Genomic DNA, 16,760 nt, shown 5'->3' with positions numbered 1-16,760 from the left:
ACTTCACAATCAAGGGCTCAGATCGTCATGAACTGTTAACGCTAACGGAGCGGCGGCACTTAGGAGCCGGGCTTCTCGCCCTTGATCCGCATCAGCACGAGCGGCATGGCGAGGCCGATCACCACGAACCGCACCAGATGGTGGGCGCCGACATAAAGCGTGTCGAGCCCCATGGCGAAGGCGAGCATCGCCATGGCCTCGAGCCCGCCCGGTGCGAAAGCCGCCATGCCGCTGGCATAAGGCACTCCCGCCAGCCAGGCCGCCGGCCAGGCGAAGAGGAAGGCGACGCCCATCGAGACGGCGAAGCCGCCGATCGCCAGCGGGAACAGGCCGCGCAGCTCCTTGCGCGGGATATGGGCGATGCGCCCGCCCATGGTCGAGCCGAGCAGGATCTGCACCGCGATCTGGATCGGCTGCGGCAAGCTGCCTTCGACGAGCCCGCTGCCATGGAGGATCGCGCTGGCGAAGGTCGCTCCGAACATCAAGGGCGCGGCAAGCCCGATGCGCTCGAAGCTGAGACCCAGCAGCAACCCGGCCATGACCAGACCCAGCATGGTCGAGGGACCGACGGCCGTCAGGACCGGCGCCGGCGCGCCCGCCGAGGTGCCGGTCGCCTGCATCAGGCTCGGCAGGAACGCGACCAGGACCAGCAGCCGGAAGAGCTGGACGACCGAGATGCGGCCGATATTGGCGCCCTTCGCCTGGGCGATCGCCAGAACGGTCGAGAGCGCGCCCGGCGCGGCGGCGAGAAGCGCGTCGATCCAGGGCCAGCGCGCGACATGGCGCAGATAAGCCCCGGTCGCGAGCATGATCGCCGCGACGCCGACGAGCAGAACCGCGAGCGAAGCCGGATAGCGCGCGAGCGCGGCCAGCGCCTCGGGCGTCGCGGCCGAGCCGAGAATCGTGCCCGAGAACAGCATCGTCGAATCGAACCAGGGGCGCCTGAGCGCCGGCAGCGGGCGAATCAGCGACACAATGGTGCTGAGCAGCATCGACCCCGACAGCCAGGCGGCGGGCATGCCGAGCGTCGCGAACAGGGCGCCCCCGAGCGCCGCGATCGCGATGACGACCGCCTCGCGTCCGAGGAGCGCAAATCGCGAGGAAGGGTAGCCGAACAGTCTCATTCTGCCCCGAAGCGTGCCGCATCGGCGACGCCGGGCGTTCATGACCATCGCCGGCGCAACGGTCAACCGCGCCGGCCGCCGGCCCGCGCAGGGCCGCCTTGCGTGGCAGGCGGTCAGGCCGCCATCAGCGCCTTCTGCAACCGCGCTACCGCCTCCGTGAGATCGGCGGCGTTGCGGGCGAAGCAGAGCCGCAGGCCCTTCTCGCCGCCGGGGCCGAAGGCTGTGCCCGGCGCCAGCCCGACATTGGCGGTATCGACGAGATCCAGCGCCAGTTTGCGGGAATCCTCGCGGCCATCGACAGTGAAGAACTGGTAGAAGGCCCCGACCGGCGCCGCCAGCGAGACGCGGTTGGTCGCCTTGAGCCCCTCATGGACGATCCGGCGTCCTTCGGCTGCGCGCGCGATCTGGCCGGCGATGAAATCCTCGCCCTCGTCCAGCGCCGCGACGGCACCGCGCTGCACGAAGACCGGCGAGCCGGAGGTCGAATACTGGATCAGGTTCTCGATCACCTGGCCGAAGGCCTCCGGCGCCTCGATCCAGCCGATGCGCCAGCCGGTCATCGCCCAGTTCTTCGAGAAGGTCTGGACAAAGATGACGCGGTCCTCCGGCGCCATGATGTCGTGGAAGGACGGCGCCCGCGCCGAGCCGTCATAGACGAAGCGGCCATAGATCTCGTCGGCGACGATCCAGATGCCGTGCTTGCGCGACAGGGCAAGCAGCGCCTCCTGTTCCGCCTTCGTCGCCGTCCAGCCGGTGGGGTTGGAGGGCGAGTTGATCAGCATGCCGCGCGTCTTCGGCGTGATCGCGGCCTCGAGCTTGCCGAGATCGAGCGTAAACCGGCCCTGGTCGTACTCCATCGGCACGCAGACGGGCCTGGCGCCGCCGACGCTCGTCGCGGCCACGAAATTGGGCCAGGCCGGGGTCGGGATGATGAGCTCGTCGCCCGGCCCCGCGATCATGCGCACCACGATCTGGAGCGACTGCATGCCAGAGCCGGTGACGAAGAAGCGCTCGGGCGAAAAGGTCTGCCCGTAGAGGCGCTCGTGATAGCGGGCCAGCGCCTCGCGCAGCTCCGGGATGCCGCGCTGCCAGGTGTAGAAGGTCTCGCCGGCGGCGAGCGAGCGCGCCGCCGCGTCCCGGATGAAGGCCGGCGTCGGCAGGTCGCCCTCGCCGACCCAGAGCGGAATCAACCCCTCCCGCAGGCGACCGTAATTCATCACCTCGACGATGCCGCTTTCGGGCGCCTCGCGCGCCTCCGGCCGCAGATCGGCGATCAGCGTGCTGCCCGTCGGGAGAGCGGAATTCATCGGCTTCGACCTCGCGATTTGTCCTGCCCTTCTTTAGCCGATGACGGCGCAGCGGGGCATGAAATCGCGAGATCGGGTCGATCGGTCGCGGTGATGAATCGCGACCAGCGGCGTCAGCCGATCAAACCGTCTTCTGCTTGAGCAGATCGCGGATCTCGGTGAGCAGGACGACGTCGTCGGCCTTCGGAGGCGGCGCGGCCGGCTCTTCCTTCTGCTTGCGCTGGAGCGTGTTGATGCCCTTGACGACCAGGAACAGCACGAAGGCGATGATGATGAAGTTGACCGCGACCGTGATGAAGTTGCCGTAGGCGAGGACCGCGCCCTGCTTCTTGGCTTCGGCCAGCGTCGTGGCGGTGATGCCGCTGTTGAGGCCGATGAAGTAGTTCGAGAAATCGACACCGCCCAATGCGCCGATAAAGGGCATGATGATGTCGTTGACCAGGGAGTCCACGATCTTGCCGAAAGCGGCGCCGATGACGACACCGATCGCGAGATCGATCACATTGCCTCGCAGCGCGAATTTCTTGAATTCATCGAGCATGCTGCACCCCTTCTTTAGTCGCCCGGATTTTTCCATCGGCCGGCGCAGGCTAGACCATGCAGCCCAGGCAGGAAAAGCCCGCAGGCGGTATATTCGGCGCGTTCGACCCGGTTTGCGCGAAATATTCGGGGGACGACTTGGACAAATGACCTGTGGCAAGCCGGAAGACACTTCGCTAGACTGGTGGGAAACCTGAAACGGAAGGTCATGCCGGCAGCTTTTCGGCCCCGATTGCAGGCGCTCTCGCAGGACATGGCATCGTGATTCCAGCCTGGTCCGTCGTACTGGTCGCGCTCGCCTATCTGTGCGGGCTCTTCGCCGTCGCCCACACCGCCGACATATCCGGCCGGCGGCTGATGACCGGGCGGGCGCGCTCGACGATCTATGCGCTGGCGCTCGGCGTCTACTGCACCTCCTGGACGTTCTACGGCTCGGTCGGCTTCGCCAACCGCGCAGGCTTCGATTTTCTCGGCATCTATGTCGGGCCCATCCTGGTCATCGGCTTCGGCCATCGCTTCGTCGCGCGCATCGTCGGCATCGCCAAATCGCAGAACATCACCTCGGTCGCGGATTTCGTCGGCGCGCGCTATGGCAAGAGCGAGCGCGTGGCGGCGCTGGTCTGCCTCGTCACCGTGATCGGCGCCCTGCCCTATATCGCGCTGCAGCTCAAGGCGGTCTCGAATTCGCTCTCCGTGTTCCTCGCCGCGACCGGCGGACACGCCCCGGCCTATGACGTGCCGATTCTGAGCGACATCGCCTTCCTCGTCGCGGTGGTGCTGGCCGGCTTCGCCTGCGCCTTCGGCACGCGCCATATCGATGCGACGGAGCATCAGGACGGCCTCGTCCTCGCCATCGCGGTCGAATCGGTGGTCAAGCTCATCGCCTTCCTCGTGCTCGGCATCTTCATCGTCTACGGGCTGTTCGACGGCATGGGCGACCTGCTCGCTCAGGCGGCAAAGCCAGCACCCGACATGCCGCCGATCTGGGACCGGACCTCGAGCTGGCCGGGCTTCCTGACGCTGACGCTGCTGTCGAGCTGCGCCGCGCTGCTGCTGGCGCGCCAGTTCCACATGACCATCGTCGAGAATCGCGATGCCCGGGACGTGCGCCGCGCGGCCTGGATGTTCCCGCTCTATCTCGTGCTGATCAATCTCTTCGTCCTGCCCCTGGCGGCCGCCGGCGAGATCCTGCTGCCCGGCAGCGGCATCGATCGCGACATGACGGTGCTGCTGCTGCCGCTCCAGCGCGAGGCCGGGCTGATCGCGCTTCTCGTCTTCATCGGCGGGCTCTCGGCGGCGACGGCGATGGTGATCGTCGCCTCGGTCGCGATCGCGATCATGATCGCCAACCACCTCGTCATGCCGCTGCTGCTGCGCGGCCGCCGGGCCCTCAGCGAGCCCAGGAAGGCGAAGGCTTCGCTCGGCCCGCAAGCGCCGGGCAACGGCAATCCCGGCGGCGATCTCGGCTCACAGATCCTGATCATCCGCCGGGTGAGCATCTTCCTCGTCATCCTGCTCGGCTATGCTTATTACCGCGCCGCCGGCGAGGCAGCGCTGGTCTCGATCGGCCTGCTCTCCTTCGCGGCAACGGCGCAGATCGCGCCCGCCTTCTTCGGCGGGCTGATCTGGCGGCGCGGCACGTCGCTGGGCGCGGCGGCGGGGCTCATCGTCGGCACGACCGTCTGGGCCTATACGCTGCTGATGCCGAGCCTCGCCATTCCCGGGAGCTGGTGGAGCGAGATCGTCGCGCATGGCCTTCTCGGGCTCGACCTGCTGCGGCCGGAAGCGCTGCTGGGTTTCGACGGCATGCCGGCCCTGCCGCACGGCGTCGCCTGGAGCCTCGGGCTCAACATCCTCTCCTATGTCGGCTTCTCGCTGCTCAGGCCCGCCAATCCGATGGAGCGTCTGCAGGCCAACGCCTTCGTCGAATCGGACCGGGCAACGATGGCGCAGACCTTCTCGCTCTGGCGCACCAGCGTCACCGAGGGCGAGTTGCAGGCGACCATCGCCCGCTATCTCGGCCGGGAGCGCACGGAAGGCGCCTTCGAGAGCTTCAACCACAGCCGCGGCGAAACGCCCGAGCCCGCCCGCGACGCCGATATCCACCTGCTGCGCTTCGGCGAGCACCTGCTCTCCTCGGCGATCGGCGCGGCCTCCTCGCGGCTGGTGCTGTCGCTGCTGCTGAAGAAGCGCAACCTCTCGACCGAGGCCGCCTTCAAGCTGCTCGACGATGCCTCGGCGGCCTTGCAGTACAACCGCGACATCCTCCAGCACGGGCTCGACCATGCCGGCCAGGGCATCACGGTGCTCGACCGAGATCTTCGGCTGCTCGCCTGGAACCAGGCTTTCCTCCAGCTCTACGACCTGCCGCCCTCGCTGGTGCGCTTCGGCACGGGGCTCGACGAGATCGTGCGCTTCAACGCGGCACGCGGCGCCTATGGCGACGGCGCGCAGGACGATCTGATGGCGGCGCGGCTGGAAAGCTTTGTCAACGACCGCGAGCCGGTCCGCCTCAAGCTCTTCCCCTCGAAGAAGGTGATCGAGGTCCGCACCAACCCGCTGCCGGATGGCGGCTTCGTCACCACCTACACCGACATCACCGAGACCGTCGCCGGCGAGGAGAAGCTCGAACGCGCCAATGAAAGCCTGGAGAGGCGCGTCGCCGAGCGCACCGAGGAACTGCTCCACGTCAATACGGAGCTCCAGCGCGCCAAGGCCGAGGCCGAGGCCGCGAACCTCTCCAAGACGCGCTTTCTCGCAGCCGCGAGCCATGACATCCTGCAGCCGCTCAACGCCGCGCGGCTCTACGCGACCTCGCTGGTCGAGCGGGATCGCACCGCCGGCCAGCCCGACCTCGCCGAGAACATCGACGCCTCGCTCGACGCGGTGGAAGAGATCCTCACCGCACTGCTCGAAATCTCGCGGCTCGACGGCGGCGCCCTCAAGCCCGAGCTCACCGCCTTCCGCCTCGACGAGCTGATGCGCCAGCTCCAGCGCGAATTCGAGCCCAGCGCGCAGGAGAAGGGGCTGAAGCTCGTCTTCGTGCCGACTGGGCTCGCCGTGCGCTCGGACCGGCGCCTGCTCCGGCGCCTCCTGCAGAACCTGATCTCCAACGCGATCAAATACACGCCGAACGGCAAGGTGCTGATCGGCTGCCGGCGCCGAGGCAACCAGGTCGCGGTCGAGGTGATCGATACCGGGCTCGGCATTCCCCAAAGCAAGCAGAAGACCGTCTTCCGCGAGTTCCAGCGGCTCGACCAGGGCGCGCGAGTAGCGCGCGGCCTCGGGCTCGGCCTGTCGATCGTCCAGCGCATCGCCCGCGCGCTCGACCATGGGCTGACGCTCGATTCGGTGCCCGGCCGCGGCACGCGCTTCTCGCTCATGGTGCCGCGCACCGCGCCGCTGCCGGCGATGACGACCGGCGCGGCTCCGCGCCAGTCCCCGGCCGGCCAGCTCGCCGGAATGCGGCTCCTGGTGATCGACAATGAGCCGGCGATCCTCGACGGCATGAAGCGCCTGCTCGAAGGCTGGGGCTGCCGGGTGACGATCGCCGCGGGTCTCGAAGAGGCGCTGCCGCATGTCGGGGGCAAGAACGAACCGGACGTGCTGATCGCCGATTATCACCTCGACCATGGCAATGGGCTGACCGCGATCAGCTCGCTGCGGGCCCATGCCCGTACGCCGATGCCGGCGATCCTGCTCACCGCCGACCGCACGCCGCATGTGCGCGAGGCGGCGAACGCGCTCGACGCCCATCTGCTCAACAAGCCGCTGAAGCCGGCGGCGCTGCGCGCCTTGCTGGCGCAGTGGCGCGCGACGCGGCTGGCCGCGGAGTAGGTTTCCAGCCCTCAGCGCTCGCTTGCGCCGGCGCCGCGCAGCACCTCTTCCGATGCCAGGAAGGCCGCGACCTCGGGGCTCGGCGCCGGACTTTGCGCGGTGATGCCGATCTCCGCGAGAAGCCGCTCGACGGGCACATAGGCCCTCACCCGCCGGTCGTAGATCGCCGCCCGCACCAGCGCGACGGCAGCGACGATCTCACCCCCGTCGCGGCCCTGCATCAGCATGCGGTGCTGCATCACCAGCCAGTTCTCGCTCCAGCACAGGATGCGCGTCTCGAGATTGAAGGAACGAAAGAGCCGCATCTCGCGCCTGAAGCGAATCGTCCCGGCATTGACCACCGGCACCCAGCGGTGCCGCAGGATCGCGCGCCACAGGCCGCTGCGCAGCACGAGGTCGGTGCGCCCGAGATCCATCAGCGTCCAGTAGCGGCCGTTGTTCATGTGCAGGCTGGTGTCGAGATCGTGGAACCAGACGCGGAATGACAGCAGCGAAGCCCCGCCCGGCATCTCCAGGCGCGGGCGCATCCGAAAGGTGGCGAGGAGCCAGATCAGGCGGAACCAGAGATTCATGTCGGCCTTCCGATTGTGGACCGGTCGCTGCGAGCCCCATGTCATACGGGCGGCATCGCTGTCGATCATGCTATCGTCTGGTTCGAACCCGCCAGAGAGCGGCAGCGGAGTCGCCGGTTTGCCCACCCTTCACGTCTCGCCCCTGTCGAAGCTCGACGCCACCGTCGCGGCCTGCGGCGCCAGCCATCTCGTCACGCTGATCAATACCGATACCAAGGTCGCACGGCCCGCCGGCATCCCGGAGAGCCGCCATCTCTTCCTCGGCATGTCAGACATCAACCAGCCGATGGAGGGGCATGTGCTGGCGGGGCAGGAGCATATCGCGCGGCTCATCGCCTTCGTCAGGGACTGGGACCGCGCCGCGCCGCTGGTGATCCATTGCTGGGCCGGGATCAGCCGCTCGACCGCAGCCGCCTACATCACCGGCTGCGCGCTCGCGCCTGAGCGGGACGAGGCGGAGGCGGCGGAGGCCTTGCGCGCCGCCTCGCCCTCGGCAACGCCCAATGCCCGCCTCGTCACGCTCGCCGACACGGCCCTCGGGCGGGACGGCCGGATGATCCGCGCCATCGAGCGGATCGGCCGCGGAGCCGACGCCTTCGAGGGGCAGCCCTTCGTCTTCCCGCTGGCTTGAGCCTGGGTGCCGCAACGGCAGCTTCATGCGGCCTTCCGAAGGATCGTCGCGGATCGTACCGGGCTCCTCGACGAGCGAGGCAGAAGATTGCTTGCATCCGGCAAAATTTGCGACGATTGATCGCGCGGGAGGCAATTCCGGCACCATGACGATCGAACTCGACTCGCGCGACCGCACGATCCTGCGAATCCTGCAGCAGGACGGACGCATCACCAATTCGGACCTGGCCGAGAAGGTGCACCTGTCGCCCTCCGCCTGCCTCAGGCGCGTGCGGCAGCTCGAGGAAAGCGGGTTGATCCGTGGCTATGCGATGATGCTCGACGACAAGATCGCCGGCTTTCCGGGCACGGCCTTCGTCTTCGTCACGCTCGACCAGCAGGGCCGGGCCTCGCTGGAGAGCTTCGAGCAGGCCGTGCAGAACCTGCCCGAGATCCTCGAATGCCACCTGCTCGCCGGGGCGCATGATTATCTGATGCGCGTGATCTATCGCGACAGCGCCGATTTCGAGCGCATCCACACCGACATCATCACGCAATTGCCTGGCGTGACGCGCGTGCAGTCGACGCTGACGCTGCGGACGATCAAGAAGACCTCTGCCCTGCCGGTCTGAGCCCGGCGGATCTAATTCCGGCTCGCGGGTTGCGACGGGGCGCCGTCCGACCGATAAGCTTGCCTCAAACAGGAATCAGGCCCGTGAGCGAAGACAAGACCCAAGGCACTCCCCATGCCGACGTCGCCGCCCTGCCCTTCGAGGCGGCGCTGAAGGAACTCGAAGGCATCGTCGCGCGGCTCGAGCGCGGCGACGTGCCGCTCGAGGAATCGATCGCGATCTACACGCGCGGCGAGGCACTGAAGGCGCGCTGCGACGCGCTGCTGAAGCAGGCCGAAGCCCGCATCGAGCGCATCACCCTCGGTGCGGACGGCAAGCCCACGGGCACGACACCGCTCGACGTCGAGAACTGAGAGGGCGGAGGCGACCGGCAGGATGCGCACGACGCCGACGATCCGCCGCGCTGACGCAACCGATCCTCCCGAGGCTTTCACGATCGAGGCTCCGGTCCGCCTCGAAGACCGGGTCGCGGCCGCGCTCTTCGCTTATGCCGATCTGTTCGCGGCGGCACGACGGCGCCAACTCCATCTGCTGATCTGGGTGGTTATCGCGCTTCTGGCGATGGCCTACTACGCCTCCTGGCAGGAAAGCGGCCATTTGGGCGCCCGCGCTTTCCTGTCGCGTTTCGGTGCGGACCTGCTCGGTCTCGGCGGCCTGCCGATCCTCGTCGTCGCGGGGCCCATGCTGGCCTACTACCTCGTCCAGCCGGCGCTCATTCGCAGCCGGCTGAAGCGCTGGTATCGCGACGAACGGCTCGACCGCCCCATTGCCACCGCCTATCGCTTCGAGCCCGGCGGCATCGCCGTGACCCTGCCCGGCCGCGGGAGCGCGCTCGCCTGCCGCCGCATCGGCGGCATCTCCGAAAGCCCCACCCATCTCTTCATCCGGTTGAAGGACATCGAGGATGTCTTCGCCCTGCCCCGCAGCGCGCTATCCGGGGAGCAGGTCGCGCAGATCGGAGCATGGGCCGCCTCCTGTCATGTCGATGGCGCGGGAGCGGCCCGCGCCTTTCCAGAGCTGGAAACGCCACCGGGGCGCGAACCATTGCTGACCGCGCGCTTCGAGCTGACCGAGGATGATCGCGCGGTCGCGCTCGGCTGGCAGATGGAGCGCCCGGGGACGCGGCGGCGGCGCAGGCGCGGCTTTATCCTCGCCTTCCTCGTCGCGGCACTGATCCCCCCGCTGCTCTTCGGCGTCCTCTGGCTTCTCGATCCCGAGAGGGTGCCCTTCCGCTATGCCTTTCCCTTGTTCGTCGAGATGTTCGCGAGCACCTTCTGGAAATGGGTGCTCGGTCTCTGGGCGATCATGACGGCCGTCATCCTGCTCCATCCCTGGATGAGACGCCGGCATGCGCGCCAGCTCGCCCGGCAGATGCAGAAGCGCGTGCAAGCCTATGAGCACGAGGTGCGGCTCTACGACGACGGCCTCGAAACCTGGCAGGACGGCTTTTGCAACCGCTTCGACTGGAAGGGGTTCGAGCGGATCGAACGCCAGGGCGACCATCTCATCCTGCTGCGGCGGGAAGGCGAGCCGCTGATCCTGCCTTTGCGCGCGCTCGACGGCGACAAGCTGGCCATCTTCCAGCGCATCGTCGATCATCGCATCGATGGGGGGAGCCATCGGCCGGAGGCAGGCACGTGACGAAGCCGCTCGCGAATTCCATTGCAACAGCGCTGGCGGCGCTGGCCTTGTCCGTCGCGGCCGCCACCTCTCACGCCGAGACCATCGTGATGCCGCACGGGCTTTCGGTCGAGCTCCCCGAGGGCTGGCACGTTGACGGGTCGCCGGAGGGCGAGGTCTCGCAAACCGGACTTCGCCGCGTGCAGCTCGTCTGCGACAGCGAGGCCTGCAGAAAGACGCAGGAAACCTGCACCATCCTGATGCGCTCGAAGGAGATCGAGGGCGCCGACGATGCGGCCAGGCTGCGCGCGCTCTATGCCTCGCCTCTCGACCGCTACACCCGCCTGCGCGCCGTGCTGCGCTCGACCAGCAAGGACGCCGAGATTCGCAAGCCGCTGGAGATCGTGCGGATGGGCGAGCGCGAATGGTACCGCATCGAGACCGATGCGCGGCACAACTACAAATCCGGCCTTTTCGCCGAGACGGTCGTCAACGGCCTCTATGTCGGCGGGATCTGCAAGACCTGCGAAACCGGCGAGGAACGCCATCGGGACGGCCTGAAGATCCTGATGAGCCTGAAATCGAGCGCCGCAGCCGCCTCCCTGCGCTAGGCCTGCAGCTCGCCGACGGCAATCTCAGCCTCCGACCGGCAGCGCGAGGATCAGATCCTCGATCAGCCTTGCGACGTGCTGGACGGCTGGATCGCCGGCGCGGCGCTTGTGCCAGGCGCTGTGCAGCGGGAAGCCTTCCACGGCAAGCGGCGGCGGGAAGGTGACGAACGCGTCGTCGCCATCCTGCAGGCAGCGGCTCGGCAACAGCCCGATCATGTCGGAGCCGGCGACCAAGGGCAGCACCATCGTGAAGTTCGGCACGACCATGCCGACATGGCGCTCGCGCCCGATCCGCGCCAGGGCTTCGTCGAGAGGCCCCTTCGTGTCGCCGCGCCCCGAAACCAGAACATGCGGATGGGCGAGCCAGCCCTCGAGATCAAAGCCGGCCGCCGCCGGATGACCGCGGCGCATCACGACGAGATAGCTCTCCCGAAGCAATTCGCGGCGGGTGAAATCGGCCTCGACGACCGGGAAGACCGAGATCGCCAGATCGATGGTTCCGCGCCCAAGGCCTTCAAGCGCGGCGGCTGCGCCATGCCAGGGCATGAGGACGACCGTGATGCCCGGCGCCGTCCGCGCCAGGCGGCGATGCAATTCGGGGGCGATGGCCACGGCCGGATAATCGGCCGTCACGACCCGCACGGTCTGCCGGATCGCCATGAGATCGGCCTCGCTCCGGTCGAGCAGGGATTTCGTGCTCGCGAGAATGTCCTTCACCGGCCCGGCCAGCGCATGGGCCTTGGGCGTCAGGACCATTCCCCCGGGACCGCGCTCCAGCAGCCGGTCGCCAAAGAGCTGGCGGCAACGTTCCAGCGCGCTCGACATCGCCGGCTGCGACAGGCCGATGCGATCCGCCGCACGCGAGACATGCGCCTCGTCGAGCAGGGCGTCGAGCACCACCAACAGGTTCAGATCGATCGACCTTAAATTCATGAAATGGATAATATGATATATCGATCATCCATTGGAGTAATTTTATTGGCACGGCCATCCTCTGCTCAATCCGAAGGAGGATGCCATGACCAAGACCCTGATCCTGCTGTTCCACCCGCATTTCTCGGTTTCGCGTGCCAACAGGGCGCTCGCCGAGGCAGCGCAGCATCTGCCTGATACCGAGATCGCCGATCTCCATGCGCTCTATCCGGACGGGCAGATCGATGCCGATGCCGAGGCCGCCCGGCTCGTCGCGGCGGATCGCATCGTGCTGCAGTTTCCGGTCCAGTGGTATTCGACACCGCCGCTGCTCAAGGCCTGGCAGGATGTCGTACTCACGCGGATGTTCTACCTCGACTATGAGACGGAGGGCGCCAAACTCGCCGGCAGGCCGCTGCTGGTCGCGGCGACGGCGGGCAATGTCGAGACGGCCTATGCACCGCAAGGCGTCAATCTCTTCCCGCTGACGGAACTCCTGCTCCCACTGCAGGCGACAGCGCATCGCTGCGGTCTCGCCTGGGCCGAGCCCTTCCTCGTCTACGACGCCCGTCGCGCCGACGATGAAGCCCTGAAGGCTGCCGGCGACTACTACGCCTCGCGGCTGCGGCGCCTGGCCGCGCCGGCACCGGCAGCGGCGGCCGCCTGAACAGCCTTGCCCGCCAGCACGATCGGGGTAGGCTCTCGCCGACACAGGAGGCCGCCATGTCGCAACTGCCAGCCGAAGACCCGATCCTGGGCGATGCCCGCTCCTGCGAGGCGATCGAGAAGGTGATCGTGCCCCGCTCCCATGACCTCGGGGGCTTCCAGGTGCGCCGGGCGCTGCCCGCGATCGGCCAGCGCATGGTCGGCCCCTTCATCTTCTTCGACCAGATGGGACCGGCCGAGTTCCATCTCGGCGAAGGGCTCGATGTGCGCCCGCATCCGCATATCGGGCTCTCGACCGTGACCTATCTCTTCGACGGCGAGATCATGCATCGCGACTCGCTCGGCACCGCACTCGCCATCAAGCCGGGCGCGGTCAATCTGATGACGGCCGGGCGCGGTATCGTCCATTCCGAACGCACCGGAATGGAGGCACGCGCCAGCGGCCCCAAGCTCTACGGCATCCAAGCCTGGCTCGCTTTGCCGAAATCGCATGAGGAGGTCGCGCCGGAATTCGTGCATCACGGCGCGCCCATGCTGCCGCGCATCGTCGAAGGCGGCAAGCGGATCAGCCTGATCATGGGTTCCGCCTATGGCCAGAGCTCGCCGGTGAAATTCCCCTGGGAGGCGCTCTATGCCGAGGCGGTGCTCTCGCCCGGCGCGATCCTGCCGCTCGACCCGGACTATGACGAGCGCGCGATCTACATCGTCTCGGGCAAGGTCGACATCGCCGGGGACGAGTTCGGCGCCGGTCAGCTCCTGGTCTTCAAGCCCGGCGACCGCATCTCGATCCTCGCCGTCGATCAAAGCCGCGTGATGATCGTCGGCGGCGAGCCGATGGATGGCCCGCGCCATATCTGGTGGAATTTCGTCTCCTCCTCGCAGGAGCGCATCGAGCAGGCCAAGCAGGAATGGAAGACCGGCCGCTTCGACACCGTGCCCGGCGACGACAAGGAGTTCATTCCGCTGCCGGAGGGGTGACACCTTCCCTGCCGGCAGCCACGCCCGTCAGGCGATCTCGGACAGGTCCCGCAATCTCGGCACCTGCGAAAAGGCGATGACGAGCAGCTGAACCAGAAAGCCCGCAGTTGCGAGACCCAGGCAGGCGGCGATGCCGAAATGCGCCGCCACGGAGGCTCCGATCGCGGCGCCCAGCGGGCGGGCGCCGAAGGTCGCCGTCATGATCAAGGCCGAGACGCGGCCGAGCATCGCGTTGGGCGTGACGGCCTGCCTCAAGGTCATCGTGGAGATCGTCCAGATGATCGGTCCGACGCCGAACAGGAAGAAGCTCGCGCCGACCAGCTGGACGGACGGAAACCAGAGCGTCGCGAGCATCACGCCGGCCGCGCAAAGCCCGGCGAAGGGCCCGAGCAAGATCAACGTCCCGAAAGAGACACGCCGGGCTATGGCGGGCGCGAGAGCGGCGCCGACGATCATTCCGGCGCCGTAGATGCCGAGCGTGACGCCGACCTGGGTCGCGCTCAGGCCGAGGTTCTGGACCGCATAGGCGACATAGACCGCCTGGAAGACGAACCAGGAGATGTTGAAGAAGACCGCCGTCAGCAGGATCGGCCTGAGCAGGTCGTGGCCAACCGCGAAACGGGCGCCCTCCCCCAGATCATGCAGCAGATGGCGCCGTTGACCGGAGGGCGGTTCATCCTTGGGCAGGCCGGCGAGCAGGAGCACGGCCAGGATGGAAAGTCCGGCGGCCAGGCCATAGGCCGTCGAGACGCCGATCCAGCCGACGAGCGCCCCGCCCACCGCCGGCCCCCCGGCATAGGCGACGCTGCGCGCCAGCTCCAGCCAGCGATTGGCGTCAGCCAGCTGAGCGCGTGGTACGACCGAGGGAACGAAGGCCGGGGCCGCCACGCTGTAGCAGACCGTGCCGATGGCCCCGAGTGCACCGAGCATGGCAAGCCAGGTCAGGTTGAGGCTGCCTGCGGCCAGCAGCAGCGGGATCGCCAGCAACGACAGCGCGCGCAGCGCTTCCGTGCCGACCATGAGCCGGCGCCGCGAGGCACGGTCGACCATCAGGCCCGCCGGAATGGACAGCAGGAGAAACGGCAAGGTCTGCGCCGTCTGCAGCCAGCCGGTCTCGGCCGGCCCGGCCGAGAGCAGGAGAACCGCGGCCAAGGGCGCGGCGGCCAGCGCAGTCTGCTCCGAGAACTGGGCGGAGAGATTGGACCAGCCGATGCGGCGGAATGCCATCGGCAGCGGTGCGGTATCGGTCGGTTCCATCGCCTGGTGTCCTCGAAAGCGGTCTTGAGGGCACTGAACGGCGTTGCTGGCGCGGGAGCCACCCGTTTCGTGGGATGAGCCGGCGCTTGCCATGCGCAGACCGATCCCCACCTCTGGTTTGCCAGCGCGCCGCGCAACCTCTATTTCAGGTGATCTCACCGAAGGATCACATTGCCTCGTGCCCCGTCCTGTCACGCCGCTCCTCGACACGATCCAAGCCCCGGCCGATTTGCGCAGGCTCGACGACACGCAACTGCGCCAGCTCGCCGACGAGCTCCGGCTGGAAACGATCGACGCCGTCTCCGTCACCGGCGGCCATCTCGGCGCCGGGCTCGGCGTGGTCGAGCTGACGGTGGCTCTGCACCATGTCTTCGACACGCCGCGCGACAGGCTGATCTGGGATGTCGGCCACCAGGCCTATCCGCACAAGATCCTGACCGGACGGCGCGACCGCATCCGCACCTTGCGGCAGGGCGGCGGGCTCTCCGGCTTCACCAAGCGCGCCGAGAGCGAGTACGACCCCTTCGGCGCCGCGCATTCCTCGACCTCGATCTCGGCTGGCCTCGGCATGGCCGTCGGGCGCGATCTCGCCGGCCGCAAGAACAACGTCATCGCCGTGATCGGCGACGGCGCGATGTCGGCCGGCATGGCCTATGAAGCCATGAACAATGCCGGCGCGCTCGATTCGCGGCTCATCGTCATCCTCAACGACAACGACATGTCGATCGCCCCGCCGGTCGGCGCGATGTCGGCCTATCTGGCGCGGCTGGTTTCAGGCCGTACCTATCGCTCGCTGCGCGAGGTCGCCAAGCAGCTCGCGGAGCGGCTGCCGCGCTTCTTCCACGACAAGGCGAGGCGCACCGAGGAATATGCCCGCGGCTTCTGGACTGGCGGGACGATGTTCGAGGAGCTCGGCTTCTACTATGTCGGTCCGATCGACGGGCATAATCTCGACCATCTGCTGCCGGTGCTGCGCAATGTCCGCGACGCCGGCAACGGGCCGATCCTCGTCCATGTCGTGACCCAGAAGGGCAAGGGCTACGCCCCGGCCGAGGCAACGCCCGACAAGTACCACGCCGTCGTCAAGTTCGACCCCGTCACCGGTCTGCAGGCCAAGGCGCCGGCCAATGCGCCGAGCTACACGAACGTCTTCGCCCAAGCCCTGATCAAGCAGGCGCGGGAGGACGAGAAGGTCGTCGCCGTCACGGCCGCCATGCCGTCAGGCACCGGGCTCGACGCCTTCGGCAAGGAATTTCCGGGCCGCACCTTCGATGTCGGCATCGCCGAGCAGCATGCGGTGACCTTCGCGGCCGGCCTGGCAACCGAGGGCTACAAGCCGTTCGTCGCGATCTACTCGACCTTCATGCAGCGCGCCTATGACCAGATCGTGCATGACGTGGCGATCCAGAAGCTGCCGGTGCGCTTCGCGCTCGACCGGGCCGGGCTCGTCGGCGCCGATGGCGCGACCCATGCCGGCTCCTTCGACATCACCTATCTCGCCTGCCTGCCGGACATGGTGGTGATGGCGGCCGCCGACGAGGCGGAGCTCACCCATATGGTCGCGACCGCCGCCGCCTATGACGAGGGGCCGATCGCCTTCCGCTATCCGCGCGGCGAAGGCATCGGCGTCGAGATCCCGGATGTCGGCTTGCCCCTCGAAATCGGCAAGGGCCGCATCGTCCGCGAGGGCACGCGGATCGCGCTGCTTTCGCTCGGCACGCGCCTCGGCGAATGTCTCAAGGCCGCCGAACTGCTGGCGCAGCGCGGCCTGTCGACCACGGTCGCCGATGCCCGCTTCGCGAAGCCGCTCGACGAGGCGCTGATCCTCAAGCTCGCCCGCGAGCACGAGGTGCTCGTCACGGTCGAGGAAGGCTCGGTCGGCGGCTTCGGCAGCCATGTTCTGCATCTGCTGGCGCAGAACGGCGCGCTCGATGCCGGCCTGAAGATCCGGAGCCTGACTCTGCCGGACGTGTTCCAGGACCATGACAAGCCGGACGCCATGTATGCCGCCGCCGGGCTCGATGCCGCCGGTATCGTCAAGGCCGTCGAGGCTGCTCTGGGCACGCCGAGCGCGGTGAAGCTGGCCTGACGTCCC

At 67.8% G+C, this 16,760-nt stretch carries 15 protein-coding genes; 9 read left to right on the top strand and 6 right to left on the bottom strand.

Translation table 11 applies throughout. The features are described from left to right. Positions 1-59: 59 nt before the first annotated feature. From AB6806_RS00320 to mscL, 3 genes are all read right to left on the bottom strand, one after another. Positions 60-1,124, bottom strand: coding sequence for an AbrB family transcriptional regulator (locus AB6806_RS00320; RefSeq protein WP_051987719.1), 1,065 nt, complete (start codon positions 1,122-1,124; stop codon positions 60-62). Between the two features lie 113 nt (positions 1,125-1,237). Then, positions 1,238-2,431 carry a pyridoxal phosphate-dependent aminotransferase gene (locus AB6806_RS00315; protein WP_112763344.1) on the bottom strand — a complete coding sequence of 398 codons (1,194 nt, stop codon included), beginning with the start codon at positions 2,429-2,431 and terminating at the stop codon, positions 1,238-1,240. A 121-nt stretch (positions 2,432-2,552) separates the two neighbouring features. After that, positions 2,553-2,972, bottom strand: coding sequence for a large conductance mechanosensitive channel protein MscL (gene mscL / locus AB6806_RS00310; protein ID WP_038361203.1), 420 nt, complete (start codon positions 2,970-2,972; stop codon positions 2,553-2,555). A 260-nt stretch (positions 2,973-3,232) separates the two neighbouring features. Here mscL and AB6806_RS00305 point away from each other — a divergent pair, with 260 nt between their 5' ends. After that, complete coding sequence (locus AB6806_RS00305) at positions 3,233-6,808, top strand: hybrid sensor histidine kinase/response regulator (protein WP_370953887.1); 3,576 nt, start codon at positions 3,233-3,235, stop codon at positions 6,806-6,808. An 11-nt stretch (positions 6,809-6,819) separates the two neighbouring features. Here AB6806_RS00305 and AB6806_RS00300 read toward each other — a convergent pair whose 3' ends face one another. After that, positions 6,820-7,380 (bottom strand): thioesterase family protein, encoded by a 561-nt coding sequence (locus tag AB6806_RS00300; RefSeq protein WP_142020223.1) that lies wholly within the window; start codon positions 7,378-7,380, stop codon positions 6,820-6,822. Positions 7,381-7,498: 118 nt separating this feature from the next. Here AB6806_RS00300 and AB6806_RS00295 point away from each other — a divergent pair, with 118 nt between their 5' ends. The 5 genes from AB6806_RS00295 to AB6806_RS00275 all read left to right on the top strand — a co-directional run bounded on the left by AB6806_RS00295 (position 7,499) and on the right by AB6806_RS00275 (position 10,852). After that, positions 7,499-8,011: a tyrosine phosphatase family protein gene (locus tag AB6806_RS00295; protein WP_370953886.1), complete on the top strand. Its 513-nt coding sequence runs from the start codon at positions 7,499-7,501 to the stop codon at positions 8,009-8,011. A gap of 145 nt (positions 8,012-8,156) precedes the next feature. Then, positions 8,157-8,621 carry an Lrp/AsnC family transcriptional regulator gene (locus AB6806_RS00290; protein ID WP_185747783.1) on the top strand — a complete coding sequence of 155 codons (465 nt, stop codon included), beginning with the start codon at positions 8,157-8,159 and terminating at the stop codon, positions 8,619-8,621. An 83-nt stretch (positions 8,622-8,704) separates the two neighbouring features. Beyond that, complete coding sequence (locus AB6806_RS00285; protein WP_038361192.1) at positions 8,705-8,974, top strand: exodeoxyribonuclease VII small subunit; 270 nt, start codon at positions 8,705-8,707, stop codon at positions 8,972-8,974. Positions 8,975-8,996: 22 nt separating this feature from the next. Further along, positions 8,997-10,262, top strand: a complete 1,266-nt coding sequence (locus AB6806_RS00280) for a YcxB family protein (RefSeq protein ID WP_370953885.1) — start codon at positions 8,997-8,999, stop codon at positions 10,260-10,262. After that, entirely contained in the window at positions 10,259-10,852 is a 594-nt protein-coding gene (locus tag AB6806_RS00275) for a hypothetical protein (protein WP_370953884.1), read from the top strand. The genes AB6806_RS00280 and AB6806_RS00275 overlap by 4 nt, the downstream gene beginning before the upstream one ends. A gap of 24 nt (positions 10,853-10,876) precedes the next feature. Here the strand turns inward: AB6806_RS00275 and AB6806_RS00270 are convergent, their stop codons facing one another. Continuing rightward, positions 10,877-11,785 carry a LysR family transcriptional regulator gene (locus tag AB6806_RS00270; RefSeq protein WP_370953883.1) on the bottom strand — a complete coding sequence of 303 codons (909 nt, stop codon included), beginning with the start codon at positions 11,783-11,785 and terminating at the stop codon, positions 10,877-10,879. An 85-nt stretch (positions 11,786-11,870) separates the two neighbouring features. On the opposite strand from AB6806_RS00270, the gene AB6806_RS00265 reads away from it, so the two are divergent. Further along, positions 11,871-12,431: an NAD(P)H-dependent oxidoreductase gene (locus AB6806_RS00265; RefSeq protein WP_113253387.1), complete on the top strand. Its 561-nt coding sequence runs from the start codon at positions 11,871-11,873 to the stop codon at positions 12,429-12,431. A 56-nt stretch (positions 12,432-12,487) separates the two neighbouring features. Then, positions 12,488-13,408: a pirin family protein gene (locus tag AB6806_RS00260; protein ID WP_038361183.1), complete on the top strand. Its 921-nt coding sequence runs from the start codon at positions 12,488-12,490 to the stop codon at positions 13,406-13,408. A gap of 27 nt (positions 13,409-13,435) precedes the next feature. Here AB6806_RS00260 and AB6806_RS00255 read toward each other — a convergent pair whose 3' ends face one another. Then, positions 13,436-14,665: an MFS transporter gene (locus AB6806_RS00255; RefSeq protein ID WP_370953882.1), complete on the bottom strand. Its 1,230-nt coding sequence runs from the start codon at positions 14,663-14,665 to the stop codon at positions 13,436-13,438. Positions 14,666-14,843: 178 nt separating this feature from the next. Here AB6806_RS00255 and dxs point away from each other — a divergent pair, with 178 nt between their 5' ends. Beyond that, a complete protein-coding gene (dxs, locus tag AB6806_RS00250) occupies positions 14,844-16,754 on the top strand; it encodes a 1-deoxy-D-xylulose-5-phosphate synthase (RefSeq protein WP_370953881.1) in 1,911 nt (636 codons plus the stop codon). Positions 16,755-16,760 lie beyond the last annotated feature (6 nt).

Origin of the sequence: Allobosea sp. RCC_152_1, from assembly GCF_041360765.1 — a bacterium.
GTDB lineage: Bacteria > Pseudomonadota > Alphaproteobacteria > Rhizobiales > Beijerinckiaceae > Allobosea > Allobosea spartocytisi.
The sequence above is the reverse complement of the archived record's forward strand: the minus strand, read 5'-3'. Positions and strand labels throughout refer to the sequence as shown.

Coding starts and splice junctions, on each gene's coding strand:
- AB6806_RS00320 (WP_051987719.1), bottom strand. CDS start 1,124: ATGAGACTGTTCGGCTACCCTTCCTCGCGATTTGCGCTCCTCGGACGC.
- AB6806_RS00315 (WP_112763344.1), bottom strand. CDS start 2,431: ATGAATTCCGCTCTCCCGACGGGCAGCACGCTGATCGCCGATCTGCGG.
- mscL (WP_038361203.1), bottom strand. CDS start 2,972: ATGCTCGATGAATTCAAGAAATTCGCGCTGCGAGGCAATGTGATCGAT.
- AB6806_RS00300 (WP_142020223.1), bottom strand. CDS start 7,380: ATGAATCTCTGGTTCCGCCTGATCTGGCTCCTCGCCACCTTTCGGATG.
- AB6806_RS00290 (WP_185747783.1), top strand. CDS start 8,157: ATGACGATCGAACTCGACTCGCGCGACCGCACGATCCTGCGAATCCTG.
- AB6806_RS00280 (WP_370953885.1), top strand. CDS start 8,997: ATGCGCACGACGCCGACGATCCGCCGCGCTGACGCAACCGATCCTCCC.
- AB6806_RS00270 (WP_370953883.1), bottom strand. CDS start 11,785: ATGAATTTAAGGTCGATCGATCTGAACCTGTTGGTGGTGCTCGACGCC.
- AB6806_RS00265 (WP_113253387.1), top strand. CDS start 11,871: ATGACCAAGACCCTGATCCTGCTGTTCCACCCGCATTTCTCGGTTTCG.
- AB6806_RS00260 (WP_038361183.1), top strand. CDS start 12,488: ATGTCGCAACTGCCAGCCGAAGACCCGATCCTGGGCGATGCCCGCTCC.
- AB6806_RS00255 (WP_370953882.1), bottom strand. CDS start 14,665: ATGGAACCGACCGATACCGCACCGCTGCCGATGGCATTCCGCCGCATC.